The organism is Methylobacter sp. BlB1, assembly GCF_015476545.1.
In the GTDB taxonomy this organism is placed as follows: domain Bacteria; phylum Pseudomonadota; class Gammaproteobacteria; order Methylococcales; family Methylomonadaceae; genus Methylobacter.
This window is the reverse complement of sequence record NZ_JADMKV010000013.1, coordinates 65961-89307: the sequence shown is the minus strand read 5'-3', so window position 1 is coordinate 89307 and position 23347 is coordinate 65961. Positions and strand designations below refer to the sequence as shown.

The following is a 23347-nucleotide window of genomic DNA, read 5'->3' as shown; positions in this document are numbered from 1 at the left end:
ACTTCCTGCTCATGCATGCCATGGGCCCGAACGTGGCCGGCGTGATCGGCTCGGCGGTCGCGGCCGGCATCCTGTTGAGTCTGGTGAAATAGCCGGCGATATCTCCACTTAAACGAAAGCCCTGTCAGGAATATCCGGACAGGGCTTTTATGCACTAGCCAAACCCATTAATTCCCGTCTATTCAAGCCGTTTGTATCGGCTGATTTCCATTCCAGAACGATGAGCTTTTAATGGCGTTTCCTATCGCTTCAACTACGCGATCAATCAACGCTCTTAATTGATTGATCGACTTGCCCAGCCATGCCAGGGCGCTGGCAGAAAGTTTCAAGCCTAACTCAGGCAATACGGCCATTTGCTGTCTGGCAGGGTCGATCAGCCACACCTGAAGAATAATCCGGCTCTGTGAAGGCAGCGCCAGGACCGCGACGACAATTTCGTCATAGATGACTTTGCAAGGATAGAGGATTTTCTGCTCAGTCATGTCCCGGATGGCTTTCAAATAGCTGTAGGTTGATGCAACCGTTTCATTGACCAACGAGTTGAGAGGCTCGACAACGCCTTGTTCAAAATACAGTCTGGCTTGTTCGGGCCACTGCTTGATCAAGGCGGAATAGTCGTGGATATTTGCTTGAATGACGGTTACTTTCTGGTTGACGAGATCCCTGGTTTCGTAGACCAATCGCTGCATGGTCTCGATGCGCTGGCGGATTTTAGCGAAAGTCGGATTGATGTATTTTTCGTCCACGCCGCTTTTGATTTGATGCCTGCAACGCTCAATCCAGTTAACCGTTGTTTTTAGTTGCGTGTTTTGCGCCGCTGTCAGTTTTGACTCCAATTCATAAATGCGTGAATCGCGCTCGGTCAGCGACAGCTTTAGCAGACTGATGGTATTCTTACTTGATTCCAGCTCCTTGGAAAGCGTTGACACCTGATCTTCCAATCGGGTTAATTTCACCAGCAAGCCGCCCGCAACGGCACTGTCATTAGATTCCATAACTGCACTCCCCTCATGTAATTGTTTGTGTTTATTGTATTTTTGCCGTTTTTTATTGCTAGTACGCAGGCTCATTCATAACAAGCAAAACGTTCAAAGTCAATCAAAAACTATCAAACACAAAACAGACAAAATGGGGAGAGTAAGCCGCCCCCCATTCCGCATGAGGGCATCGCTTTACTGCGTGCTTTGCTCGATTTGCTGCCGTTGCTGCGCGGCCGCATCGAGAACCGTCTGCTCGACCGCCTTAGCCTTTTCCAGCGCTTCCCTCTCAGCCTTCAGCACCTCGCTATCGGCAGCCGCGGCCGGCTGATCTTCTCCATTGCAGCCGGCAATTGCCGCCCATGACAGCATAACGGTTATTTTAATTATTGATTTCATCCAGGTTAATCTCATCTAATAATATCTCTATTGCATGCTGCTCTGTTTCTCGCTTGATCTCGGGCTGACTTGGTAAATCAATCCATGTTGGTTCTTACCGGGGTAACTGGCCCACTTCCGTATCTTTATCGAAATCGACGCCAACGCTGACGATAAAACTGGTGGCTTCTTCAATATTCATATTGGATCTGATGATTTTTGACTTATCGACGATGACGGTAAATCCCGATGTCGGATTCGGCGAGGTAGGCACGAAAAGCACGTACTTTTCATTGAACCGGTTCGTGACATAAGCAGGCACCCAAACCCCGTCTTTCGGGTATTCCACATAGACGACCTCTTTGGCGATGCTCTTGTCATGGGAGGAGAACATATTTATGACTTTCTTAATAACCCTGTAAACGGTGTTCAAAAAAGGAATTCTGTCGATAACATGCTCAAAAGCGGCAATAAACCAGGGACGCCCCTGTTTGGCTATCTGACGGCCGATGGAAACGAGGATAATGAAGCTGACGGCAAAAATCAGCGACGTATAAACATAGCTGACCGAATAACCGTAAACCAGCTGAAACAGATCGGCAACCCGGTCTTTTACAAAGATGATGATTTGTAAAATTATAACAATAGGAATAACTGCCAAAATTCCGATTAAAAGATAGTTCAATAACTTCTTAATCAACGCGCTCATTTTCTTCCTCCACTGCTTGAATCAATAGCAGAACATCTGATGCTGGTCGGTAACCCGGCAAGCAGTCCGCTACATTTTTTATTATTTTGTTGTAAAGTCTTGCTAAGGCCAGCAAAAACAAACGCATAATAATCTGCCGAAAAAACATTGTGCCTGAGCTGAAAACGGTTTCAATGAGAACAATTAAAACCACAGGCAGAATGACGTCTGCTTCGCTTGTTTATTTATGGCCCGTTTCAATTATAAGCGAATTTATAATTGCTGCCTGTCGAATTGAAATGCGACCGGCAAGGATTTGAGGTATTGAAAGGTCTGATCGAGTCGCTAAGAAATAAATGAAAGCATCAGCTGCAAAGCCGTGTCGCAGGGAAACAGCAGCTGAAACGGCTGCCCTTGCCCAGTTCGCTGACGATGTCCAACTTGGCGTCATGACGCATCAGCACATGCTTGACGATAGCCAGGCCCAACCCGGTGCCGTTGACTTTCTTGCTGCGCTTGACTTCAACCCGGTAAAAGCGTTCGGTAATACGCGGGATTTCAGCCGCGGCGATGCCTTCGCCCTGGTCTTCGACATCCAGCATGAGAGCGTCTTCGGATCGATGCCAGCGTATTTTCACTTTCGAATCATCGGACGAATATTTCAAGGCGTTGCCCAGCAGATTGGTGAAAGCGCTGCGCAATTCCTGTTCTTCGCCGACAATATGCGCATCGGTTTCAAGCGATAATTCGATGCGCCCGGCCGCTATTTCCAGCGCGTCGCTTTCCTTGCAGATCTGGTTTAATAAAGCCGGAATGTCGACGCACTGCACTTTCTTCTGTTGCGTTTCCAGCCGCGTCAGCAGCAACAGGTCATCGACCAGATGCTGCATCCGCTCGGTCTGACCCTGCATTTGCTGAACCGAATGCGTCAGTAACGGTGAATTGCCGTCATCCATGTCCTGCATGGTTTCCAGATAGCCTTTCAACACTGTCAACGGCGTTCTGAGTTCATGCGAGACATTGGCAACAAAATCCTTGCGCATTCTTTCCATTTTTTTCAGCTGCGTGACATCCTGTGCCAACAGCAGCCGCAGTCCGGCGCCATATTTAACAATCCGCACGGCCAATGTAATGCTGTGGTCCACCGGCGCAGGCAGCATGACCGCCTCATCGTAATGGCCGGATTTAAGGTAGCGGATAAACTCGGGGAAACGGATCAGGTTGGGGATGCGCTGGCCTTTATCGGTCTGCTGGAGTCCCAGAACCTCTCGGGCCGCTTTATTGGTCCACTCGATTTCGTCATGCGCCCCCAAAACAACGGCGGCATCAGGCAAGGCTTCCGTGGACTTGCGAAACTGATCTATCATCTTGCTCAGTTTCTTCTTGCGTTTTTTCTCGTTTTTTTTGATGCGGTAGACATGATAGTAAATATCTTCCCAGACACCGGTCGCTTTAGGGTATTTGCCGCGCCCGCCTGTGCTTACCCATCTTTCAAACCGGCTGATCTGGAATAACTGACTGATCCAGAGCCCCAACATCACCAGAAACACAAACAACAAAACATGCCCTGTTAGACTGCCTGCCACCAGCGCGGCCAAAAACAGCAGCAGCGCAATGCCGATCTCTTTTTGCCAGAAGCTCATAACCTAGCTTGTCACTGAGAACCGGTAGCCGAAGCCGCGCACGGTCTGAACCAGATCCTCTCTGCCGTATTCACCGAGGATTTTCCTGAGCCGGCGGATATGCACGTCGACCGTGCGCTCTTCGATATAGACGCTGCGCCCCCAGACCTGATCCAGCAGTTGCGTGCGGTTGTACACCTTATCGGGGTGGGTCATGAAAAACTGCATCAAGCGGAACTCGGTCGGGCTCACGTCCAGTTGCTTGTCTCCGATGCTGAGGCGGTGCTGTTCGGTATCGAGCACCAGATCGCCCAGTTCTATTTGCGCCGCGCCCTGAATTTTTCCGCTTCTGCGCAATACGGCGCGGACTCGCGCTATCAGTTCCTTGGGCGAAAAAGGCTTGGTCATGTAATCGTCGGCGCCGATTTCCAGCCCTTTGACCTTGTCTTCTTCCTCGCCGCGCGCCGTCAACAGGATAATGGGCAGCTCCCGATACGTCTGGTCTTTCTTCAGGCGCCTGGCCCATTCAACGCCGCTGATGCCCGGCAGCATCCAGTCCAGCAGAATCAAGTCCGGTAAATTATCATCGAGGACTCTCTGCGCTTCTTCCGCATCAGCGGCTGCAATCGGCGTAAAACCGGCCTGCTCCAATACCAGCATTAACATGCCTTTGATAGCATCTTCATCTTCAACAACGAGAATTTTAAAACTGGACATAATTAATTGAGTGATTATTAAATCTTCATATTGTAGAAAACCTATATTACTCTTTTATGACAAGAGCCCATCAATTGCGCTAAGTCGCCTTATGGAACATGCCCCTGGGCGCCTTATCGAACAATGCATTGCACTCGGCCTCCAGTAAGCCGCCGACGACGCGGCTGTTCCGGAACGGGGTTCTGGCGGCAATTTCCTCCGCGCGGATATCAATTTGCCACCAATTCCGGTTTTGCAGATAAGGAATGGACGTGCCGTAATAAACCGTGCCGATGCCCGCCCATTCGATCGCGCTCTGGCACATCGGGCACGGTTCCGCCGTCGTATACAGATCGAATTCGCGCCAATCCGCTGATGGATGGGACTGCGCGCAATGGTTGATCGCGACCATCTCGCCATGCCAGGCCGGATTCAGCACCGACTGATTAAAGCCTTCGGCGACAATCTCGCCGGTCGCCCGCCTTACGATGACGGCGCCGAACGGAAACGCGGGAACCTGCAAAGCCAGCTCGATGGCTCTGCGCATGTAATCTTCTTTATTCATCTGTTCAACCTGCCGGTCAGATATTTGCCAAATTTTTAACTTTCAGGCTCATTATAATTAAACGCATCGGATTGATAGAGGATCGGCGATAACTTTTTAGCCGCCTGCATCCCCAGCGCGGCCCGATGCGCAGCCGATATCGCTGACGCAACCAACTTGCCGACAATACCGGTGGGGAAATAATAGTCGGTTATAAAGTTCTCGCGCCTGGCAAAACCGGCCTGTTTGTCTGCAAAAACTAACACTGCCACGACTATTAAAATGATGAGGAATAAAATCATAGATCTTGATTGAGCCGTTACAAGCGTATTCCAACATCGTCATTTGTAAATGACAGTGCTCAGCCTACGCAAACTAAATCACTACACCCAGATGCATTGGCAAACCGACACAGGACTCATACAATTCATTAATCACCCACATTCTTCATCGCAATATGAAACCCAAACATTACGAACTGCCTGTCACCGGTATGCAATGCGCAGACTGCGAAAATCATATTGTTGAAGCGGTTGCAGGGCTCCCCGGCGTCATCAAGGCGCAGGCCAGCTTTACTGACGAAACGCTGACGCTGGATCTGGACAACGACATCATATCGCTCAAGACGGTCTGCGCGGCAGTCAAATCAGTCGGTTATGAATGTTCGAACCGCGCCCGGCATAAACCGGCGGGCCTGGGCAAACGCCTTTTCCAGATTATCGTCGCCATCACAGGCATTATTCTGTTGCTGCAATTGAACAAATTCGTTCAGCTCGACCTATCGCTGGAAGACATCGGGAAAACAGCCAACTATGGCTTGCTGTTTCTGGTCGGCGTTTTGACCAGCTTCCATTGCATCGGCATGTGCGGCGGTTTTGTCATCAGCTATACCGTAGCTGACGTAAAATCGGGCAAGCCAGATTATTTCAGCCATTTGCTTTACGGCCTCGGAAAAACGCTGTCCTATTCCGGCTTCGGCGCCTTGTTCGGCCTGATCGGCGGCGCCATTACCTTTACCCTGGGCACGCGCAGTATGGTGTCGGCCGTGGCGGGCGTATTCCTGATCCTTTACGGATTGAGCATGCTGGAGGCGTTCAGCGGCTTAAGACGCCTGCACATACGCCTGCCTTTCTTCGTTAACCGCTTCTTGGTCAGGCGGCGCCAGCGCACGTCCAATCCCTTCATAATCGGGTTGCTGAACGGCCTGATGATCGCCTGCGGCCCCTTGCAGGCCGTGTATATCATGGCCGCCGGCACGGGCAGCGCCTTAGCGGGCGCAACCATGCTGGCCGTCTTTGCGTTGGGCACGCTGCCCGTCATGCTGGCATTCGGCTACTTTGCCGGCATGATTTCCAGCGGCGCCACGCAGCGGTTCATGAAAATCTCGGCCGTCATCATCCTGCTGCTCGGAGCGGCCATGCTCAACCGCAGCCTCCTGATTTCGGGCTCCGGCTATGATGTCAATTCGTTGCTGTCAAGAGCGTCGCTGGCATTTCAGGAGCGCTTCATGACCTGGCGGCATGATCATGCCGACGCCGGGTCGCACCTTCAAGACGGCTATCAGGTCATTTACATGGAAGCCGAAGCAACCGCCTATAAGCCGGACAAATTCAACCTGCGCTACGGTATTCCGGTCAAATGGATCATCAACGTCAAGGAACTGTCCAGCTGCAACAAAAGAATCATCGTTCCGACGCTGGACATGACCATTGACCTGAAGCCCGGCTTGCAAGTCGTCGAATTCACGCCTCAGCAAATGGGCGCAATCAGCTGGAGCTGCTACATGGGCATGATTCCAGGGACGTTTATTGTGAGGAAATGATGGGCTGGTTAGGAGCTAGGAACCGCTATCGATACAAAAACTCAGCCTTGGCGCGGCATCTATAGGCAGGGCTGGCGCTTTAAGCCTACCCGCTGCCCTGCCAAAATCAAGGCGAAAGCCACTGTACGCATCGCGTACCACTTCAAGGCTTTTCGACATACCGCAAGTCCGGAAAGGTACGCGATGCGTACTACAAAACTTTTTCCATCTTGATTAATTCAAAAGTCTGTCCATTTGACAAATCCTGATTGAACCTTTCAAATTCAAAAAAACCATGCTTTTTATAAAAAGGCTCACCAGAAAGTGTAGCCGTCAGATATAAAGTCTCAATACCTCTACGCAAGCATATATTTTCGCATGTGTTAAGGAGAAGCGCAGCAACACCTCTTCGAATAAAATCAGGATGCACAAAAAATCCCCTTATTTCTGCTTTCTGAGGATAAGACACATCAAACGCCCAGCCACCGCAACCGATGATTTTCCTTTCATGCTCAGCCACAAGGAAGCTACCTGCAATAATCAGTTCTTCTATGCCACGCACCAACTCCAACGCTGCTTCTATTTCTGACTTTTTATAGTACTGCGCCTGAAGTATTCGGGCTGATTTAGAAATTAGCGCTTGGATATGAGTGAAATCTTCAAAATTTGCGTTACGGATGTTTAAATTCATAATTTTGCCTAAAACAGCCTACAGCCTTACAGAGCTTAGAAAAGCCATAACCAATGGATGCGGCTGTTCAGGCATGGAGCGCGCCTGCGGCACGAACAGCGTGCCAATGAAAAAAGGATGATCGGGATGCTCAATGACGCGCACTTCGCCTTCAGCATCCGAGCCGGAGATATTCAGCGGCCCTTGCTTCAATAAATGAGCGTAATCCGGATTGACTCCGAAATTGCAGTAGTACTGTTCTTTCGCCGACAAACTGCCGTAAATTTCAGCCACTTGAGACCCCGGCGCAAAATCAAGTTGCATCTCGCGATCGGCAAGCGAGCAGGTCAGCCTGGAGATGAAAAGGCTTGAAGCGTAGGGGGCGTACTCGGCATGCTGCGCCTCCCTGAAATCCAAAACGTTGTGGGCGTACTCGATTACGATATGCTGAAACCCGCCGCAGGTGCCGAAACAGGGAACCTTGTTTTCCCTCGCATAGCGAATAGCCCATAAGGTCTTCTCCATGCTCTTGTAGGGACTTCCCGGGGTCACCCAGATGCCCGAATGGCGCTCAAACAAGCCGTCGTCAATATCTTTCGTTGAAACCCATTCCGCTGCTATATCTATCCCTAAGAAATTCCGGGTATGCTCGATGGCCACATCGGTCGAAACATGGGGCGGAAATGTCGGTGTGTATTCACCCAGTAAAGCTATCGATTTTCGCATAATGTTCAACTCCTTTGATTAGTCTAACGATATTGTAGAAAAGCCATTTTTTTTGCCGAGACCGGGCCTGCATATCATCGATTTTTCATGAACGGATCAAGCAGGACGAAGACGCATGGCGATGCGGGCGCCGGTCAGATTGATGCACAGTCCGGCGATAATCAGAACGGCGGCGGCTATTTTCCATTGATGGATCGGCTCCCCCAGGGCCAGTGCTGAGCTCGTGAATCCGAACACAGGCACCAGCAAAGTAAACGGCGCCACCGTCGCGGCCGGATAATGGCTCAGCAGCCAGCTCCATACGGCGAAACCCAGCAGGGTTGCCGGATACACGATATATCCGACTGCACCAATGGTGGACCATGAAAGATGAGAAAAGCCCTCAGGGCTCCAGCTGCCCTGCTCCAGCAGATAAGACAAAAGCAAAAGCGGCGGCCAGGCAACGAGACTGCCCCACACCACCAGTGCCAGCATATCGACTTTGCCCAGTTTCTTGGAAAGAAGATTGCCGACTCCCCATGAGACGGCGGCGCCAACGATTAAAGCCAGGCCGAGAGCCGAAATTTCGCCGCCGGTATTCGCGGCGACCAGCCCGATTCCCGAAAATGACGTCAAGGCGCCGATGACCTGCCAGACAGATGGCTGCTCAGCCAGAAATACGACGGCCAGTACGATAGTGAAGAATACATGAACCTGGAGCACTAAAGACGCCAGGCCCGCCGTGGTTCCGGCATACATGCCGGAAAACAGCAGCGCAAATTGAAACACGAACATCACCCATCCGAAGGCCATAACCTGGTAAAAAGGAACGGCAGGACGCCTAATAAAAAAGACCGCCGGAAATGCGGCGAGAAAGAATCTGACCGCGCAAAGCAGAATGGGCGGGAGTTCTTTAAGGCCCACCTTGATGACCACAAAATTGAATCCCCAAATGGCTATTATCAAGATAGCCAGCGCAATGTGTCGCAGATGCATAGTTGCTTCCCTGTTTAACGTTTTAAATGAGGTGATTGCCCAAGAAAGCAGCTTTTGGGCAATCACGTGTCCGAATTTTGGGCATATTCGCCGCTACGTATCATGCATTCAGCAATATCTGGCGAGGAAACTGCTCGAAGCTCTCGATTGCGGCCGATACGCCTTCGCAGGCCAAAAGCCTGGCGTGCGTTGCACGAGGACCAAGACCCACGATATAGCCGATGTTTGCGGCATGCGCGGACTTGAATCCGGAAATGGCGTCCTCGACAACGATACATTCGTGCGGCAGCACTTGAATGTTTGCAGCCGCCTTCACGTACATGTCGGGTGCGGGCTTTCCGGGAAGGAAACCGTCGTCATAGACGATCCGTTGCAGATCGAACCACTTTGCCAGGCCAAGATGATGCACGAAAAAATCGAGGTTCGTTCTTTCCGAGGCCGTTGCTATTGTCCGCGGTATGTCCTCGGCGGCAAGGAAGTCTAGCAGTGCCTGTGCACCTGGAGACAAGACAAACCTGTCGGAATTTTTTAAGCATAAGTCCCGGTACATGGATTCCTTGATCTGGATGAGGTCGAGAAGCTCTTTTCCGTGAAGCATACGGCCCGTGAGATAGCCAAGAATGTGAGCGTTAGTGCGGCCGTGTACATGGATTGAAAATTCATCATCATTCAATTCAGCGCCCCTGAGCCGAAGGGCCGTCGCCTGCCATGCCTGAACATGAAGCGGCGCGTCCCAAAGCAAAACGCCGTTAAAGTCAAAGATAATCCCTTTATATTTCATTGTGATCCCAGTAGTAATGGCATGCCGGTGTGAACAAAAAAACTGCCACCTGCAAATGCCGAGTCCATTGAATATTACTTTTGTTTTTCAATAATGGCATTTTTTGAGCCTGAATACATAGTTTTCGCCTGGAATCCGGCTGGAACATAGACTTTGTTATTGCTGCCCGCAAGACTGATGCTTTGAACAACGGCCGTTTCCTCGACGGTAATGTTGTTGTCGACTCCAGAGACAAGCAACTGGCTGACGGTATTCCCGGCTTTAATGGTCACATCGTTTTTCATGCCCGATACCCTGACGCTATATTCACCTGCTTTATTGAGAACGGTCTTTGAATCGATGCCGGAAATTGCAACCGGCATCTTTGCCGCCGAAGCGTTACGGCTTGAGTCAACTTGACTGCACGCTGCAAGCAAGATTATAAAAAGGATCGGTAATGCTTTAATCATGTGGTCTCCTTGATATAGCGAGTTGTGAAAAAACATCAATCTCCGGCATGATCGGTATCCGGAATCAGCCCGGCTACCCCGCTGAAACTTCACTCCAGAAAATAGCGTCCCGCGTATAGGATGCCGAAACCCAGCGCGATTCCTGCACATTAAACAACGTCAGGCCTGAATTGTCGCCTTCTTCACCATAGATCCTGGACCACCAGGACACGAAAGCGCCGGTATCCAGGCACAGGTGGGATAGCAGCTGGCGTGGCTTAGCGGCATAAGTATGACCGCAAAAAGTTAGAGAAAGGCCGGCTTGCGTCCCGGCAACTTCCTGTTCGGCCAATTGGCTCGACATCAGTGCCCGGCTCCAGTAAAGTTGCCGTTCAGCTTCGGGCGGTATTAATTGTCGCTCAAGCCACCGGTCAATATCGCTGTCCAGCCAGACAATATGATCAGCGGTTTTATAATCCGGCCTGACCAGATCGGCATGAATGATATGGAAGCGATTGCTTCCTTCTCCCACTACCCATATCAGCGGCATCTGTAACGCTAAAATCAATCCGCGATTAAACTCCTGTGTCATGCAATGCCGGTCAGCGTCAACATAGCCGCTCACCCAGTCGCCGCCGTATTCCAGAAATCCATTATCAACAATATCCTCCTGCGGATCGAATTTCCCACTGGTCAGGTAGGATGAAAAGAAATCCAGCATCATCAGCTCGTGATTGCCCCGCACTGCGTGAAACCAGGGCTCTGCAAGCAATTTCAGGCAACGCAGCGAGTCGGGTCCCCGGTCGATCAGATCGCCGACCGAAAACAGCCGGTCGCGGGTCTTGTCGAACTCCACTTCATCCAACAATTGCTCCAGCAAACCGTAACAGCCATGCAAGTCGCCTACGACATAGTCCTTACCGATGCTATTAGCGGGGAGTTTTCGGATGGGGGCATTGCTTCTCATGGCGTTACCTATAGAGATCTTGACCGGATATTAGCACCCAAATGGATGTAATGCGTCAACACTTTTTCGGCTGCCCATGCCGGGTTTACCAACCCATCCTGCAACGCGATTAACGCGCCCCGTCCGGTATGAAAGCGATTATCCGCAGCGGCGCCCCGCTGCCCCCTTTGATCTTCATCGGAAGCGCGATCACCTGCGCGCCCACTGTCGGCACTTTGTCCAGGTTTGCGACATTCTCAAATACAGGCGTGCTCTGGCCCATCAGTGCTGTATGACTGTCAAATAACTGCGATTGCCCGTAGTCAATGCTGGCTGTGTCTATGCCTATCGCATTAATTCTTCGGCTACTGACTAACCATTTGGCCGCTTCAGGATGCAAGCCCGGGAAATGCAGCTCGGCTACGCCTTCAGCACCTCGCTTGTCGGTACCTAAATATTTCAATCGGTCAGGCCAATACTGGCCATACCCCGTTTGCAGCAACACTATGCTCCTCTCCGGTATCTTTCCGTACTGAGATTCCCAGGCTTTGAAATCCTCTACACTGATTTGGTAATCCCGATCTGCCATCGCCTTCTGTGAAACATCTATTTTGGCCGCTGGAGCAATCAGCTTCGTCAGCGGGATCTGATCTATTGTTTTGCCCCCGGACGCGAAATGGATCGGCGCATCGGCATGAGTGCCGCCATGTTCGGCGGCACAGAACTTGTAGGCCGAATAGTAATATCCTTTCTCCGTCATGCCGGCAGAGACAGTGTCTAATTGGAACGGCTCAGCTGTCGGCCAATAGATGGTCTCCGGGGAAAAATCATACGACAAGTCTATCCATTGTCCTGAAGGATAGCTGCCGGGTCCAGTAGAGCAACCAGCGGTAAGGCAACACAGTACAGCAAGCGAGACTATCTTGGTTAGCGGCATTGTCCAATCTCCTGTGTTTAATGATTTTGCGGCGTGATTAACGGCAGCAGGCGAACACATCGTCAGACCCGATCTATCGGAAACTGCTCGGGAGCCCAGCCTACAGCACTACAGAACGGATTCTATCCTATGCACTGCCGCTATCTTTATTATCATCATCGCCATTCTCATCACTGGGCAAAGTTTTATTGGCCTCATTTTCTTTTGAGGTTACTTTCATCACCATCACCATCCCAAGTACGACCGCCATCACCATCGCTATTTCCAGCACCATCCTCATCATTGTCATCACCCTTGGTTATGAAGTTGAGAGAAGCAACGGGGTGCCATCGACCCGCATCCTGAAAAACTTCTTCTGCTAACTTGTAGACCTCGCTCACAAACCTGTCAAACGTTTTTGCCATTCTGCAGGCATAGGGGCATAGGAATAGGATGTGCCGACGACAGGAGGTGGCGTTCGCAATTGATACAGCACGCGTAAGCTGGATTGTAGCTTTAGCGGAAATCCGGCAAGGTGGCTTTGAATGCTGGGTTTATCAACCCAGCCTACCGTGCTGTGGCCTTAGCGAAAACCCGGCACAGGCGACTGCGAATGCCGGAATTCATCCTACGCGCTCCCCTTGAATAGTCGCCACCAGACTCCGACTACCGCCATGATTCCGGTGCTCGCACAGATAGATGCCCTGCCAGATGCCCAGATTCAGCCTGCCGTTGGTGATGGGAATGGTCAAGGTGGCGCCCAGGATGCTGCTTTTCAGATGCGCGGGCAGATCGTCGCTGCCCTCGTAGTTGTGCCGATAGTAAGGCTCGTTTTCCGGCACTGCTCTATTGAAAAAACGCTCGAAATCCTGGCGTACGGTCATGTCGGCGTTTTCGTTCAGCGTCAGCGAGGCTGACGTATGCTTCAGCAACAGATGCAGCAGCCCGCACCGGATATTTGCCAGTTCCGGCAGAGCGCTGAGCACTTCATCGGTGACGAGATGAAAACCGCGGGGCCGCGCTTTCAGTTTAAATTCTTTCTGAATCCACATAGTAAAATCTTAAATACCGCAGTAGAAAATGGTTATAAGCCGAGCTCGCTAAGGCCGGGATAATCATCGGGCCGGCGCCCCGGGCGCCAGTGGAATTTGCGTTCCGGTTCCTTGATGGGCATGTCGTTGATGCTGGCGAACCGCTTCTGTACCAGGCCGTTCGCATCGAATTCCCAGTTTTCGTTTCCATAGGAGCGGAACCAGTTGCCGACATAATCGTGCCATTCATAAACGAAACACACCGCGATGCGGTTATTTTCATGCGCCCAGAGTTCCTTGATTATCCTGAATTCCTGTTCACGCACCCATTTGCGCGTCAGAAGCCGGATGATTTCCTCCCGGCCTTTCGAAAATTCGACGCGACTGCGCCACTGACTGTCGATCGTATAATCCAGAACGACCTGCTGCGGATCGCCGCTGTTCCATGCATCCTCAGCCATGCGGACTTTCTGCATGGCCGTCTCACGCGTGAATGGCGGCACTGGCGGTCTGAACTCATCATTAATATTCATAGTCTTTCTCCTTAAGATGGGCTGATCAAGATAGCCGATTCAAAAGAATCTGTATGAACAAGCTCATTTTATAGTCTGGACGCTCTCACTGCCTTTAAAAACAGTCTGACAGCTCGCTTCTAATGAACCATGAGGGAAGTCAATTATGAGCATATTACGTGAATTTAAAGAATTCGCCATTAAAGGCAATGCTATCGACATGGCCATCGGCATCATTATCGGAGCCGCTTTCGGCAAAATCATTTCATCGCTGGTCGACGACATCATTATGCCTCCGATCGGCATGCTGATCGGCGGCGTCGACTTCACCAATCTGGCAGTAACGTTAAAGGAAGCCACCCTGGATACGCCCGCCGTAACGCTTAATTACGGCAATTTCATTCAGACTTTGGTTAACTTCACGATTATTGCCTTCGCCGTTTTCATGATAGTCAAGCTAATCAATCGCTTCAGAAGAAAACAGGAAGCGGCGCCGGAGCCCGCGCCTACCAAAGAAGAACTATTGTTGGCTGAGATCCGCGACTTGCTGAGGGAAAGAAAATAGCATGATCAGGGTGGGCAGCACCGTGCCGCCCACCCGATATTGCTTAGTCTTTCGAAAAACTCAGCTCGCCATTGTGCACGTCCACTTTGACGACATCGCCCGCCGCAAACTTGCCGGCCAGGATTTCCTGAGCCAGCGGGTTTTCCAGTTGATGCTGGATGGCCCGTTTCAGCGGTCTTGCGCCATAGACCGGATCGAAGCCCGCTTCGCCCAGTTTGTCGAGCGCGGCGGTGCTGATTTCGAAGCCGATTTCGCGGTCCTGCAGGCGTTTGCGCAGGTATTCGATCTGGATTTCGCTGATCGCCCGGATTTGCTCGCGCCCCAATGGATGGAAGACGACTGCATCGTCGATCCGGTTGATAAACTCGGGCCTGAAGCGCAGGCCGACGATTTCCATGACCGCCGCTTTCATCTCTTCGTAATGCGCCTCGCCGGCCAGTTCCTGGATACGGTCCGAACCCAGGTTAGAGGTCATGACGACGACGGTGTTCTTGAAATCCACCGTCCGGCCCTGGCCATCGGTCAGACGGCCGTCATCCAGCACTTGCAGCAGCACGTTGAAAACGTCCGGATGGGCTTTTTCGATTTCATCCATTAGGATGACCGAGTACGGTTTGCGCCGGACCGCTTCGGTCAGGTAGCCGCCTTCTTCATAGCCGACATAGCCCGGAGGCGCGCCGATCAGACGCGCGACCGAATGCTTTTCCATGAATTCGGACATATCGATGCGCACCAGCGCGTCCTGCGTGTCGAACAGGAATTCGGCCAGCGCCTTGCACAGCTCGGTCTTGCCGACACCGGTAGGCCCCAGGAACAGGAACGAACCGTTCGGCCGGTTTGGATCGGACAAGCCGGCCCGCGACCTGCGGATGGCATTGCTGACCGCTCTCAGTGCCTCATCCTGGCCGACCACACGTTTGGCCAGCGCTTCTTCCATATGCAGCAGTTTTTCCCGCTCGCCTTCCATCATCTTGGAAACCGGTATGCCGGTCCATTTCGACACGACTTCGGCGATTTCCTCTTCGGTGACTTTGTTGCGCAGCAGAGTCATTTTATGAGGCTCAACCGATGAGGCCGTGTTGAGCTGTTTTTCCAGCGCCGGAATGATACCGTACTGCAATTCCGACATGCGCGCCAGATCGCCGGCGCGGCTGGCCGCTTCCAGTTCGATCCGAAACTGGTCCAGTTTTTCCTTGATCGATGCCGTGCCTTGCAGCGAGGCTTTTTCGGCTTTCCAAACTTCCTCGAGGTCGGAGTATTCCTTTTCCAATTCGGCAATGTCTCCCTCAAGGATTTCCAGACGTTTTTTGGAGGCCGGATCGGCTTCTTTCTTCAGCGCTTCGCGCTCTATTTTCAGCTGGATCAAACGACGGTCCAGCCTATCCATGGCTTCCGGCTTGGAATCGATTTCCATGCGGATGCGGCTGGCCGCTTCGTCGATCAAATCGATGGCCTTGTCGGGCAATTGCCGGTCCGAAATGTAGCGGTAAGACAGGCTCGCGGCAGCCACGATGGCCGGGTCAGTGATGTCGACGCCGTGATGGACTTCGTATTTCTCTTTCAGTCCGCGCAGAATCGCGATCGTGTCCTCGACGGACGGCTCGTCAATCAATACTTTCTGGAAACGGCGCTCCAGGGCCGCGTCTTTCTCGACGTATTTGCGATACTCGTCGAGTGTCGTCGCACCGACGCAGTGCAGTTCGCCGCGCGCCAGAGCCGGTTTCAGCATGTTGCCAGCATCCATGGCGCCTTCAGCCTTGCCGGCGCCGACCATGGTGTGCAACTCATCGATGAACAGGATGATCTGGCCTTCCTGTTTGGCCAGATCGTTCAGAACGGCTTTCAGGCGTTCCTCGAATTCGCCGCGGAACTTGGCGCCGGCAATCAGGGCCGCCATGTCCAGCGCCAGCACGCGCTTGCCCTTGATGCCTTCCGGCACCTCGCCATTGACGATGCGCTGCGCCAGGCCTTCGACGATCGCAGTCTTGCCGACGCCGGGCTCGCCGATCAGGACCGGGTTGTTCTTGGTGCGGCGTTGCAGGACCTGGATCGTGCGGCGGATTTCGTCATCCCGGCCGATCACGGGATCGAGCTTGCCGGCCTCGGCGCGCTCGGTGATGTCGATGGTATATTTTTTCAGGGCCTGACGCTGATCTTCGGCATTGGGGTCGTTGACCGCCTGGCCGCCGCGCATGGCGTCGACGGCTTTTTCAGCCGCATCCCTGGTCACGCCGGCTTTTTTCAGCAGGTTCTGCAATAGGCTTCTTTCTTCCAGGGCCGCCAAGACGAACAGCTCGCTGGAAATATAGGCGTCGTTGCGTTTCTGCGCCAGTTTATCGGTCAGGTTCAGCAACCGGTTCAATTCATTGGAAATCTGGACATCGCCGCCCGAGCCGCTCACCGTGGGGATGCGATCGATCTCTTTGCTCAGCTCGACCCGCAGCGTATTGGTATTGACGCCAATCTGGGCCAATAGCGGCTTGACGCTGCCGCCTTCCTGATCCAGCAAGGCGAGCATAACATGCACCGGCTCGATGAACTGATGGTCTCTTCCCAGAGCCAGGCTTTGGGCATCGGCCAGCGCCATTTGAAACTTGCTGGTTAATTTATCCATGCGCATTTGATGTACCTCTAAAAGATAATTTTTAAGTTACCGCTAACATGGGGGGTAATCCGACCGTTTTCAAGACAAGGACGCTAACTTTGATGACAGGATTTATTCCAACCTCAAACCCGACTTGATTTTTAATGGGATTGTTGCTTAACTGAAAAAGACTAATGATGAAAATAAATTTATATTAAACATGCCCTTATCGAAAAATCCTTTTATCAGGCAGCTGTACAGACGTTTTCTGGACTTCTATACGTCGCTTCGCCATCGCCTTATGGACAATCCTTTTATCAGGCAGCTATTCAGCAGTTTTCTGGATCTGGTCCCGATTCTTGCTGTCGTGATTATCTTCCAGGTTTTCGTTATCCAGCTGCCTATTCCCGATGTGAGCGATTTAATCATCGGCACGCTTTTAGTCGTGCTCGGCCTCACGTTATTCGTTCAAGGACTGGAACAAAGCCTGTTCCCATTGGGTGAGTCGATGGCACACGCCTTTGCGCGCAAAGGCAGCCTGTTCTGGCTGTTGGCTTTTGCGTTCTGTCTGGGTTTTAGTGCGGCGATTGCCGAACCGGCGCTCATCGCCGTTGCCGAAAAAGCCGCCAACATAGCCGCTGCCGGGGGACTTATTGATCAAACTGACGCAGCCAAGGACAGTTATGCATTAGGACTGCGTATTACTGTCGCCCTATCCATCGGTTTCGCTATTTTGGTCGGCATATTCAGAATTCTCCGGGGCTGGCCCGTCTATTACCCGGTTTTCTTCGGGTTTGGCTGCGTTGCGATTATGACCCCCTTCGCGCCCGCCGAGATCATTGGCATCGCTTATGATTCAGGCGCCATCGCCACCTCCACCATTACCGTGCCGCTGGTGACCGCGCTCGGCGTCGGGCTTGCCACCGCGATCAAAGGCCGCAACCCGGTAACGGATGGTTTCGGACTAATAGTTTTTGCGGTATTGATGCCGATGATTTTCGTCATGGCTTACGGGATGTTTATATGATTGAATGGTTAATACATTTAGCAGTGGAATTACTGCAAACCTGCCGGGATATTTTGCCTATTGCGGCGACTATCATCGGATTCCAGCTATGGGTGATCCGCAGACCCATTGCCAATCCCAAGAAAACGCTGATCGGTTTTTTCTATGTCCTGCTCGGCATTGTTGTCTTTCTGGAAGGTCTCGACATGGCGCTGTTCCCGCTTGGGAGCTTGATGGCGTCCCAGCTGACCGCGCCTGAATTTTTAGGTATTGATCCTGTCAATCAGTCTGTATCCTGGCTCACTTATTTTTGGGTTTATGTTTTTGCCGCCAGCATTGGTTTCGCTACGGCTTTAGCCGAACCTGCCCTGCTGGCTGTCGCTATTAAAGTCGAGCAAATTTCTGGTGGAACCATCCGCGCCTGGGGGTTGCGGATCTCGGTTGCCGTAGGAGTCGCTGTTGGCCTGGCCTTGGGTACGTTTCGAATTGTCACGGGGCTGGATCTCGCTTTTTTTATTATCGCCGGCTATGTCATTATTGTCATACAAACCTATTTTGCCCCCAAGATGATTATCGGCCTGGCCTACGATTCAGGTGGGGTAACTACATCGATGGTTACCGTACCGTTGGTCACCGCATTGGGATTGGGACTGGCCGAGGCCATACCCGGCCGCAACCCGCTTTTGGATGGCTTTGGCCTGATCGCCTTTGCCAGCCTGTTTCCTGTCATTGCTGTACTGGGCTATGCGCAAATTGCACAATGGCTCAGCAGAAACAGCACTTCATCTAACCCTTGAGGAAAACCATGCATTTCAAATTAATTATCGTACTTGTCGATGATGACAAAACCGAACTGGTGCTTGAAACGGCGCGTAAAAACGGCGCCAAAGGCGCAACCGTTGTCAATAACGCCCGCGGCGAAGGCCTCAAGCGCTCCAAGACCTTTTTCGGCCTGTCGCTTGAGATGCAGCGTGATGTCGTGCTGCTGCTGGTGGAGGAGCATCTGAGCCGGCACATTCTCGAAACCGTCTCGCAAGCCGCCCAGTTTGACAACACGCCCGGCACCGGTATCGCCTTTCAGATCGATGTCGAGGACGCCATCGGCGTCATGCATCAGGTTGAAGAATTAACCCACGAAATCGAGGACAAAATATGACAGTCAAGCAGCCCATAACCCGCGTCAGGGATATCATGAAAACCGAGGTCGGCACCATCGACGGCATTGCGACCGTGGCCGACGCCCTGAAAAAAATGAAAGCGCTCAGAACATCCGTGCTGATCGTCAATAAGCGCCACGACGACGATGAGTTCGGCATGATCACATCCGGCGATATCGCGCGCCATGTGCTGGCGAAAGACCGGGCGCCGGAGCGCGTCAATGTCTATGAAATCATGGCCAAGCCGGTCATCAGCGTTTCCCCGGACATGGATATCCGCTATTGTTCGAGGCTGTTTGCCCAGTACGATCTGGTCAGGGCGCCGGTCGTTGAAAACCAGCAAGTCGTCGGTATGGTCAGCCCTAATGCGCTGGTACTTGACGGACTCTACAAAATCTTTCAATAAATGGCATCCGGCGAAAAATAACAGTACAATAGCCTGCGATCAGACGGCAGATGTTGAGTTAGGGATTCCTAGGTTGTTAGGTTGTCCGGTTATCAATGTTTTAGTTCTGTGTTAACCGTAAGTTATTTTTTCAGGAGTTTTCAAAATGGCAACAGGCACTGTAAAGTGGTTTAATAACACAAAAGGTTTTGGTTTCATTGAACCTTCAGAAGGTAGTGAAGACGTTTTCGTTCACCACTCGGTTATTCAGGGAGAAGGTTTTAAAACACTGTCCCCAGGCCAAACAGTCATCTTTGACATCGAATCTGGTCCAAAAGGCTTAACTGCCGCTAACGTGCAACCTAAATAACAAGGATCGCATTCAGATTCTAAAAGGCCCTGATGATGGCTCATCAGGGCCTTTTTTATGGTTTTTCAACAAGCTATTTTAAAGGGCGGCCTTTGGCATCCTTGTCCATCTGCCCGCCAAAAAGCAGCACCGCTTCGATAAATCCCCAGACCACACCGAAACCGACCGTTAAAACAGTCAGCGCCAACTGGGCCAGAGCAATCCAGTAATAGCCCAAATAAAGCCGGTGCGCGCCGATGCCGCCTAAAACCAGTGCCAACACAGCCGCCACATAACGGTATTTGACAGCCTCGGGTTTAGCCAGATAAGCCCCCACCAGATTCACGTTGACAGCGGCATTGCCTTTTGCGTCAAAAGTGACATCATCGCCTGGCTCCGGCGACGCTTCCGCGGCCCAGTCATCAGCATTAAATTCAAACAATGCCTCATCGCTTTTTATGACCCCGATTTTTGCCTCGGAATCATAACTTTCAATCTGTCCAATCATTTATATCTACCTTAATAACAATACAAGAGCGCTTTATTAATTGTAAGTCTGTGCGCCCAGTTAACCCTCTCACTCGTTTTTCAAACGCACAGCCAACACATCGCAGTACGCATGGTGCAATACGCCGTTCGCCGTCGAACCGAGCAGCAGGGCCAGACCGTGCCGGCCGTGCGAGCCGACTACGATCAGATCCGCTTGTTTTTCTTCGGCTACCCTGATGATTTCCAGTTTCGGGCTACCGACCGCTATGCATTGGCGGTCCTCGGCGATACCCAGGCTTTCGGCCAATTTGGCCAATCTGTCTTTTGCCGCCGCCATCAGCTCTTCGGTCAAGTCCAGATCAAACGGGATAACCGGCCCATACGCCGCATCGGTCAGCGGCAAGTTGTCCACAACATGCACAATACTCAATTCTGCCTGATATTTGTCAGCCAGATCTTTTGCTCTCCTGGCCACGTCCTCCCCGTGTACGGAAAAGTCGGCCGCCAGCAATATATGTTTATAGTCTCCCATGATTTCTCCTATTCAACGACGGTAGCGTCGGGAAATAACAAGTCCATTACCTGATACATTGAGAACAGGTATAAAAACGCCAGCCCCAGGCCGAACATCAACGTCTGATCCAGCGCATTGCGGATAATATGGCCGGTAATCACCCAATGCCAGATCATCAGAACTATCATGACCGAAAATGCCAATAAAGTCATGCCTCCGGTCACCATTGAGGAAATTCCGGGCACGGCAAAGAAACTGAGCAGCGCATCGGTGCCCAATAAAGCACAGGTGGTTTGATTAAATCGCGCCAGCCTGTGCCCGAAGTACAGCATGACCCAGCTGAATCCAACAACGATCAATGTGCAGACCGTCACTACGAGCAATGTAGAAAGCCGGCCTACGCTGATATGGATCGTCAGAAAGTTAACGACGGCATAGGTGCCTATCATGCCGTACAGCAGCGATGGCGAGTACGGCAAATGCTGGGGCCCTTTCTTGAACAGGCAGATATCAAATAATAGCTTTATGATTTCGAACATGATCTTCCTTCCCGATATGCGCTAAACCTCGGCACTACTTATTGAATCGGCAACCTCCAGCTATTCGGCTCTTGTCCTGGAAGTTGAATTTTATTTAGCCTCTTCCAGCTTTTCCTCGGCTTCCATCCAGGCGGCTTCAGCGTCCTCCAAGGCTTTGTCGACTTGCACCTTGCGTTCCATCAGTTGCTTTAAGCGATCTTTTTCCGAATCGGCATAAATCGCGGGATCGGCCAGTTGTTGCTCCAGCTGGCGCTGTTCTGTATGGTATTTTTCAACCGCCTGCTCGGCTTTTTTCAGCGCATCGTACAGCGGCTTGAATTTCTGACGGCGCTCCGCATCCAGTTTTCTCTGATCTTTGCGCGAAACCATCGGCGTGGCATCCGCCGCTGGCTTTTCCTCGCCTTTTTTCTGTTCGGCCAGCCAGAGGCGGTAGTCCTCCAGATCGCCGTCGAACGGCTGGGCCTTGCCGTCGGCCATCAGCAGCAACTGATCGGTCACCGAGCGCAGCAAGTGCCGGTCATGGGAGACGACAACGATGGCTCCCTCATAATCCTGCAACGCCACGCTCAAGGCATGGCGCATTTCCAGGTCCAGATGGTTGGTCGGCTCATCGAGCAGCAACAGATTAGGGTTTTGATAAACCAGCATCGCCAGAACCAGGCGCGCTTTTTCGCCGCCGGAGAACGGCTTGACCGGTTCCAGCACCTTGTCGCCTTGAAAATCGAACCCGCCCAGGAAATTGCGCAAATCCTTCTCGGTGGCCTGATTGTCCAGTTTCTGCAGATGCCATAATGGACTCTCATCCAGACGCAATTGTTCCAGTTGATGCTGGGCGAAGTAGCCTATCCTGAGCGCATCTGCTTCGCGTCGCGTTCCCGATAATGGCGGCATGGTGCCGGCCAGTACTTTGATCAGGCTGGATTTCCCGGCGCCGTTCGGGCCCAGCAGGCCGATGCGGTCGCCCGGCGATATCGACAGGCTTGCCTGTTCGATCACGCGTTTCTGGCCATAGCCGATGTCGGCCTTCTCCAGCGTCAATAACGGATTGGGCATCCTGCCGGGCGCAGGAAAGCTGAAATCGAACGGCGAATCGACGTGCGCCTGCGCGATCAATTCCATTCTTTCCAGGGCCTTGATGCGGCTTTGCGCCTGGCGTGCCTTGGTGGCTTTGGCCTTGAAGCGGTCGACGAAGCTTTGCATATGGGCGATTTCCCGTTGCTGCTTCAGGTAAGCGGCCTGTTGCTGAGCCAGCTTCTCGGCGCGCATTCTTTCAAAAGCCGAATAATTGCCGGTATAGATTTCGGCCTTGTTCTGCTCGATATGCACGATATGGTCGGTGATGGCGTCGAGGAAATCGCGGTCATGCGAGATCAGCAGCAGCGTGCCGGGATATTTGCACAGCCAGTCCTGCAGCCAGATCACGGCGTCCAGGTCCAGGTGGTTGGTCGGTTCGTCAAGCAGCAGGACGTCGGACCGGCACATCAGGGCCTGGGCCAGATTGAGCCGCATGCGCCAACCGCCCGAAAACGAACTGACCGGGTTCTGCTCCTGCTCAGGCATGAAGCCCAATCCGCTCATCAGTCGAGAAGCCCGCGCCTGGGCCGAATAGCCGCCGATCGTATCCAGCGCCGCGTGCAGTTGCGCCTGCTTCAAGCCGTCATCGGCCTGCTCGGCGGCGGCCAGTTGCTGCTGCAGGCGTCTTAATTCGCGGTCGCCGTCAATGACGTAATCGATGGCCGAGCAGCCGACAGCAGGCGTCTCCTGCGCCACATGCGCGATTTCCAGGCCTGGCGGCATGGAGAAATCGCCTTCGTCCAGGTGCAGCTCGTTCCGAAGCAGCGCAAACAGGCTGGACTTGCCGACGCCGTTGGCGCCTGTGACCCCGATTTTCTGGCCCTTATGGATAGTGAACGAGGCGTTGGCAAACAAGACCCGGGCGCCCCGGCGCAACGATATATTTCTAAAATTCAACATGGACGTACAGCGTTAAAATCGGCTCGGATAGCCGCATAAAAAACAAATTCCACAAACCTCTCGTTCAGGCTGCGGAATAAATATATGAACGAGG

At 52.3% G+C, this 23347-nt stretch carries 31 protein-coding genes; 8 read left to right on the top strand and 23 right to left on the bottom strand.

What is annotated here, in order from left to right; translation table 11 throughout:
* On the top strand, window positions 1-92 hold a 92-nt coding region (locus IT781_RS07450; RefSeq protein ID WP_194969512.1), incomplete at its 5' end, for a sodium ion-translocating decarboxylase subunit beta.
* Between the two features lie 90 nt (window positions 93-182).
* Here IT781_RS07450 and IT781_RS07445 read toward each other — a convergent pair.
* The 8 genes from IT781_RS07445 to IT781_RS07410 form a co-directional block, all read right to left on the bottom strand.
* Window positions 183-995: a hypothetical protein gene (locus tag IT781_RS07445; protein ID WP_194969511.1), complete on the bottom strand. Its 813-nt coding sequence runs from the start codon at window positions 993-995 to the stop codon at window positions 183-185.
* Window positions 996-1172: 177 nt separating this feature from the next.
* Window positions 1173-1376: a hypothetical protein gene (locus IT781_RS07440; RefSeq protein ID WP_194969510.1), complete on the bottom strand. Its 204-nt coding sequence runs from the start codon at window positions 1374-1376 to the stop codon at window positions 1173-1175.
* Between the two features lie 94 nt (window positions 1377-1470).
* A complete protein-coding gene (locus tag IT781_RS07435; protein ID WP_194969509.1) occupies window positions 1471-2064 on the bottom strand; it encodes a DUF502 domain-containing protein in 594 nt (197 codons plus the stop codon).
* Window positions 2048-2257 (bottom strand): hypothetical protein, encoded by a 210-nt coding sequence (locus IT781_RS07430; protein WP_194969508.1) that lies wholly within the window; start codon window positions 2255-2257, stop codon window positions 2048-2050. The genes IT781_RS07435 and IT781_RS07430 overlap by 17 nt, the downstream gene beginning before the upstream one ends.
* Before the next feature lie 151 nt (window positions 2258-2408).
* Window positions 2409-3686, bottom strand: coding sequence for a phosphate regulon sensor histidine kinase PhoR (gene phoR, locus IT781_RS07425; protein ID WP_194969507.1), 1278 nt, complete (start codon window positions 3684-3686; stop codon window positions 2409-2411).
* Between the two features lie 3 nt (window positions 3687-3689).
* The gene (phoB, locus tag IT781_RS07420; protein WP_194969506.1) at window positions 3690-4382 is read right to left on the bottom strand and encodes a phosphate regulon transcriptional regulator PhoB; all 693 of its coding nucleotides are present in this window, start codon (window positions 4380-4382) and stop codon (window positions 3690-3692) included.
* 79 nt (window positions 4383-4461) lie between these two features.
* On the bottom strand, window positions 4462-4926 hold the full coding sequence (locus IT781_RS07415; RefSeq protein WP_194969505.1) for a nucleoside deaminase: 465 nt from the start codon (window positions 4924-4926) through the stop codon (window positions 4462-4464).
* Between the two features lie 35 nt (window positions 4927-4961).
* On the bottom strand, window positions 4962-5171 hold the full coding sequence (locus tag IT781_RS07410) for a hypothetical protein (RefSeq protein WP_194969504.1): 210 nt from the start codon (window positions 5169-5171) through the stop codon (window positions 4962-4964).
* A gap of 191 nt (window positions 5172-5362) precedes the next feature.
* Here IT781_RS07410 and IT781_RS07405 point away from each other — a divergent pair, with 191 nt between their 5' ends.
* Window positions 5363-6727: a sulfite exporter TauE/SafE family protein gene (locus IT781_RS07405; protein ID WP_194969503.1), complete on the top strand. Its 1365-nt coding sequence runs from the start codon at window positions 5363-5365 to the stop codon at window positions 6725-6727.
* A gap of 190 nt (window positions 6728-6917) precedes the next feature.
* Here IT781_RS07405 and IT781_RS07400 read toward each other — a convergent pair whose 3' ends face one another.
* From IT781_RS07400 to IT781_RS07355, 10 genes are all read right to left on the bottom strand, one after another.
* On the bottom strand, window positions 6918-7397 hold the full coding sequence (locus tag IT781_RS07400; protein ID WP_194969502.1) for a GNAT family N-acetyltransferase: 480 nt from the start codon (window positions 7395-7397) through the stop codon (window positions 6918-6920).
* A gap of 18 nt (window positions 7398-7415) precedes the next feature.
* Complete coding sequence (locus tag IT781_RS07395) at window positions 7416-8102, bottom strand: CTP synthase (RefSeq protein ID WP_194969501.1); 687 nt, start codon at window positions 8100-8102, stop codon at window positions 7416-7418.
* Between the two features lie 96 nt (window positions 8103-8198).
* Window positions 8199-9077 carry an EamA family transporter gene (locus tag IT781_RS07390; RefSeq protein ID WP_194969500.1) on the bottom strand — a complete coding sequence of 293 codons (879 nt, stop codon included), beginning with the start codon at window positions 9075-9077 and terminating at the stop codon, window positions 8199-8201.
* Window positions 9078-9177: 100 nt separating this feature from the next.
* A complete protein-coding gene (locus IT781_RS07385) occupies window positions 9178-9858 on the bottom strand; it encodes an HAD family phosphatase (protein ID WP_194969499.1) in 681 nt (226 codons plus the stop codon).
* Between the two features lie 74 nt (window positions 9859-9932).
* Window positions 9933-10307 (bottom strand): DUF3060 domain-containing protein, encoded by a 375-nt coding sequence (locus tag IT781_RS07380; protein WP_194969498.1) that lies wholly within the window; start codon window positions 10305-10307, stop codon window positions 9933-9935.
* Window positions 10308-10380: 73 nt separating this feature from the next.
* Window positions 10381-11253: a metallophosphoesterase gene (locus IT781_RS07375; protein ID WP_194969497.1), complete on the bottom strand. Its 873-nt coding sequence runs from the start codon at window positions 11251-11253 to the stop codon at window positions 10381-10383.
* 109 nt (window positions 11254-11362) lie between these two features.
* Window positions 11363-12169 carry a cyclase family protein gene (locus IT781_RS07370; RefSeq protein WP_194969496.1) on the bottom strand — a complete coding sequence of 269 codons (807 nt, stop codon included), beginning with the start codon at window positions 12167-12169 and terminating at the stop codon, window positions 11363-11365.
* Window positions 12170-12363: 194 nt separating this feature from the next.
* Window positions 12364-12573: a hypothetical protein gene (locus tag IT781_RS07365; protein ID WP_194969495.1), complete on the bottom strand. Its 210-nt coding sequence runs from the start codon at window positions 12571-12573 to the stop codon at window positions 12364-12366.
* 198 nt (window positions 12574-12771) lie between these two features.
* Window positions 12772-13200 (bottom strand): secondary thiamine-phosphate synthase enzyme YjbQ, encoded by a 429-nt coding sequence (locus IT781_RS07360; RefSeq protein WP_194969494.1) that lies wholly within the window; start codon window positions 13198-13200, stop codon window positions 12772-12774.
* Between the two features lie 32 nt (window positions 13201-13232).
* Window positions 13233-13712: a nuclear transport factor 2 family protein gene (locus tag IT781_RS07355; RefSeq protein ID WP_194969493.1), complete on the bottom strand. Its 480-nt coding sequence runs from the start codon at window positions 13710-13712 to the stop codon at window positions 13233-13235.
* Window positions 13713-13857: 145 nt separating this feature from the next.
* On the opposite strand from IT781_RS07355, the gene mscL reads away from it, so the two are divergent.
* The gene (gene mscL / locus IT781_RS07350; protein ID WP_228778988.1) at window positions 13858-14256 is read left to right on the top strand and encodes a large-conductance mechanosensitive channel protein MscL; all 399 of its coding nucleotides are present in this window, start codon (window positions 13858-13860) and stop codon (window positions 14254-14256) included.
* 43 nt (window positions 14257-14299) lie between these two features.
* On the opposite strand, the gene clpB is transcribed toward mscL, so the two are convergent.
* A complete protein-coding gene (gene clpB, locus IT781_RS07345; RefSeq protein WP_194969492.1) occupies window positions 14300-16876 on the bottom strand; it encodes an ATP-dependent chaperone ClpB in 2577 nt (858 codons plus the stop codon).
* 265 nt (window positions 16877-17141) lie between these two features.
* Between clpB and IT781_RS07340 the strand changes: the two genes are divergently transcribed.
* The 5 genes from IT781_RS07340 (at window position 17142) to IT781_RS07320 (ending at window position 19758) form a co-directional block, all read left to right on the top strand.
* Window positions 17142-17867, top strand: a complete 726-nt coding sequence (locus IT781_RS07340) for a DUF1538 domain-containing protein (RefSeq protein ID WP_194969515.1) — start codon at window positions 17142-17144, stop codon at window positions 17865-17867.
* Window positions 17864-18643 carry a DUF1538 domain-containing protein gene (locus IT781_RS07335; RefSeq protein ID WP_194969491.1) on the top strand — a complete coding sequence of 260 codons (780 nt, stop codon included), beginning with the start codon at window positions 17864-17866 and terminating at the stop codon, window positions 18641-18643. The genes IT781_RS07340 and IT781_RS07335 overlap by 4 nt, the downstream gene beginning before the upstream one ends.
* 8 nt (window positions 18644-18651) lie before the next feature.
* The gene (locus IT781_RS07330) at window positions 18652-19002 is read left to right on the top strand and encodes a P-II family nitrogen regulator (protein ID WP_194969490.1); all 351 of its coding nucleotides are present in this window, start codon (window positions 18652-18654) and stop codon (window positions 19000-19002) included.
* Window positions 18999-19409 carry a CBS domain-containing protein gene (locus IT781_RS07325; RefSeq protein WP_194969489.1) on the top strand — a complete coding sequence of 137 codons (411 nt, stop codon included), beginning with the start codon at window positions 18999-19001 and terminating at the stop codon, window positions 19407-19409. The genes IT781_RS07330 and IT781_RS07325 overlap by 4 nt, the downstream gene beginning before the upstream one ends.
* A gap of 145 nt (window positions 19410-19554) precedes the next feature.
* Entirely contained in the window at window positions 19555-19758 is a 204-nt protein-coding gene (locus tag IT781_RS07320) for a cold-shock protein (protein ID WP_020159073.1), read from the top strand.
* A 73-nt stretch (window positions 19759-19831) separates the two neighbouring features.
* Here IT781_RS07320 and IT781_RS07315 read toward each other — a convergent pair whose 3' ends face one another.
* The 4 genes from IT781_RS07315 to IT781_RS07300 all read right to left on the bottom strand — a co-directional run bounded on the left by IT781_RS07315 (window position 19832) and on the right by IT781_RS07300 (window position 23253).
* The gene (locus IT781_RS07315) at window positions 19832-20245 is read right to left on the bottom strand and encodes a TM2 domain-containing protein (protein ID WP_194969488.1); all 414 of its coding nucleotides are present in this window, start codon (window positions 20243-20245) and stop codon (window positions 19832-19834) included.
* A gap of 69 nt (window positions 20246-20314) precedes the next feature.
* Complete coding sequence (locus IT781_RS07310; RefSeq protein ID WP_194969487.1) at window positions 20315-20758, bottom strand: universal stress protein; 444 nt, start codon at window positions 20756-20758, stop codon at window positions 20315-20317.
* A gap of 8 nt (window positions 20759-20766) precedes the next feature.
* The gene (locus tag IT781_RS07305; RefSeq protein ID WP_194969486.1) at window positions 20767-21279 is read right to left on the bottom strand and encodes a hypothetical protein; all 513 of its coding nucleotides are present in this window, start codon (window positions 21277-21279) and stop codon (window positions 20767-20769) included.
* Window positions 21280-21369: 90 nt separating this feature from the next.
* Window positions 21370-23253 (bottom strand): ATP-binding cassette domain-containing protein, encoded by a 1884-nt coding sequence (locus IT781_RS07300; protein WP_194969485.1) that lies wholly within the window; start codon window positions 23251-23253, stop codon window positions 21370-21372.
* Window positions 23254-23347: the final 94 nt, after the last annotated feature.

Coding starts and splice junctions, on each gene's coding strand:
- IT781_RS07445 (WP_194969511.1), bottom strand. CDS start 995: ATGGAATCTAATGACAGTGCCGTTGCGGGCGGCTTGCTGGTGAAATTA.
- IT781_RS07440 (WP_194969510.1), bottom strand. CDS start 1,376: ATGAAATCAATAATTAAAATAACCGTTATGCTGTCATGGGCGGCAATT.
- IT781_RS07435 (WP_194969509.1), bottom strand. CDS start 2,064: ATGAGCGCGTTGATTAAGAAGTTATTGAACTATCTTTTAATCGGAATT.
- phoR (WP_194969507.1), bottom strand. CDS start 3,686: ATGAGCTTCTGGCAAAAAGAGATCGGCATTGCGCTGCTGCTGTTTTTG.
- phoB (WP_194969506.1), bottom strand. CDS start 4,382: ATGTCCAGTTTTAAAATTCTCGTTGTTGAAGATGAAGATGCTATCAAA.
- IT781_RS07415 (WP_194969505.1), bottom strand. CDS start 4,926: ATGAATAAAGAAGATTACATGCGCAGAGCCATCGAGCTGGCTTTGCAG.
- IT781_RS07405 (WP_194969503.1), top strand. CDS start 5,363: ATGAAACCCAAACATTACGAACTGCCTGTCACCGGTATGCAATGCGCA.
- IT781_RS07400 (WP_194969502.1), bottom strand. CDS start 7,397: ATGAATTTAAACATCCGTAACGCAAATTTTGAAGATTTCACTCATATC.
- IT781_RS07395 (WP_194969501.1), bottom strand. CDS start 8,102: ATGCGAAAATCGATAGCTTTACTGGGTGAATACACACCGACATTTCCG.
- IT781_RS07390 (WP_194969500.1), bottom strand. CDS start 9,077: ATGCATCTGCGACACATTGCGCTGGCTATCTTGATAATAGCCATTTGG.
- IT781_RS07385 (WP_194969499.1), bottom strand. CDS start 9,858: ATGAAATATAAAGGGATTATCTTTGACTTTAACGGCGTTTTGCTTTGG.
- IT781_RS07380 (WP_194969498.1), bottom strand. CDS start 10,307: ATGATTAAAGCATTACCGATCCTTTTTATAATCTTGCTTGCAGCGTGC.
- IT781_RS07375 (WP_194969497.1), bottom strand. CDS start 11,253: ATGAGAAGCAATGCCCCCATCCGAAAACTCCCCGCTAATAGCATCGGT.
- IT781_RS07370 (WP_194969496.1), bottom strand. CDS start 12,169: ATGCCGCTAACCAAGATAGTCTCGCTTGCTGTACTGTGTTGCCTTACC.
- IT781_RS07365 (WP_194969495.1), bottom strand. CDS start 12,573: ATGGCAAAAACGTTTGACAGGTTTGTGAGCGAGGTCTACAAGTTAGCA.
- IT781_RS07360 (WP_194969494.1), bottom strand. CDS start 13,200: ATGTGGATTCAGAAAGAATTTAAACTGAAAGCGCGGCCCCGCGGTTTT.
- IT781_RS07355 (WP_194969493.1), bottom strand. CDS start 13,712: ATGAATATTAATGATGAGTTCAGACCGCCAGTGCCGCCATTCACGCGT.
- mscL (WP_228778988.1), top strand. CDS start 13,858: ATGAGCATATTACGTGAATTTAAAGAATTCGCCATTAAAGGCAATGCT.
- clpB (WP_194969492.1), bottom strand. CDS start 16,876: ATGCGCATGGATAAATTAACCAGCAAGTTTCAAATGGCGCTGGCCGAT.
- IT781_RS07340 (WP_194969515.1), top strand. CDS start 17,142: ATGGACAATCCTTTTATCAGGCAGCTATTCAGCAGTTTTCTGGATCTG.
- IT781_RS07335 (WP_194969491.1), top strand. CDS start 17,864: ATGATTGAATGGTTAATACATTTAGCAGTGGAATTACTGCAAACCTGC.
- IT781_RS07330 (WP_194969490.1), top strand. CDS start 18,652: ATGCATTTCAAATTAATTATCGTACTTGTCGATGATGACAAAACCGAA.
- IT781_RS07325 (WP_194969489.1), top strand. CDS start 18,999: ATGACAGTCAAGCAGCCCATAACCCGCGTCAGGGATATCATGAAAACC.
- IT781_RS07320 (WP_020159073.1), top strand. CDS start 19,555: ATGGCAACAGGCACTGTAAAGTGGTTTAATAACACAAAAGGTTTTGGT.
- IT781_RS07315 (WP_194969488.1), bottom strand. CDS start 20,245: ATGATTGGACAGATTGAAAGTTATGATTCCGAGGCAAAAATCGGGGTC.
- IT781_RS07310 (WP_194969487.1), bottom strand. CDS start 20,758: ATGGGAGACTATAAACATATATTGCTGGCGGCCGACTTTTCCGTACAC.
- IT781_RS07305 (WP_194969486.1), bottom strand. CDS start 21,279: ATGTTCGAAATCATAAAGCTATTATTTGATATCTGCCTGTTCAAGAAA.
- IT781_RS07300 (WP_194969485.1), bottom strand. CDS start 23,253: ATGTTGAATTTTAGAAATATATCGTTGCGCCGGGGCGCCCGGGTCTTG.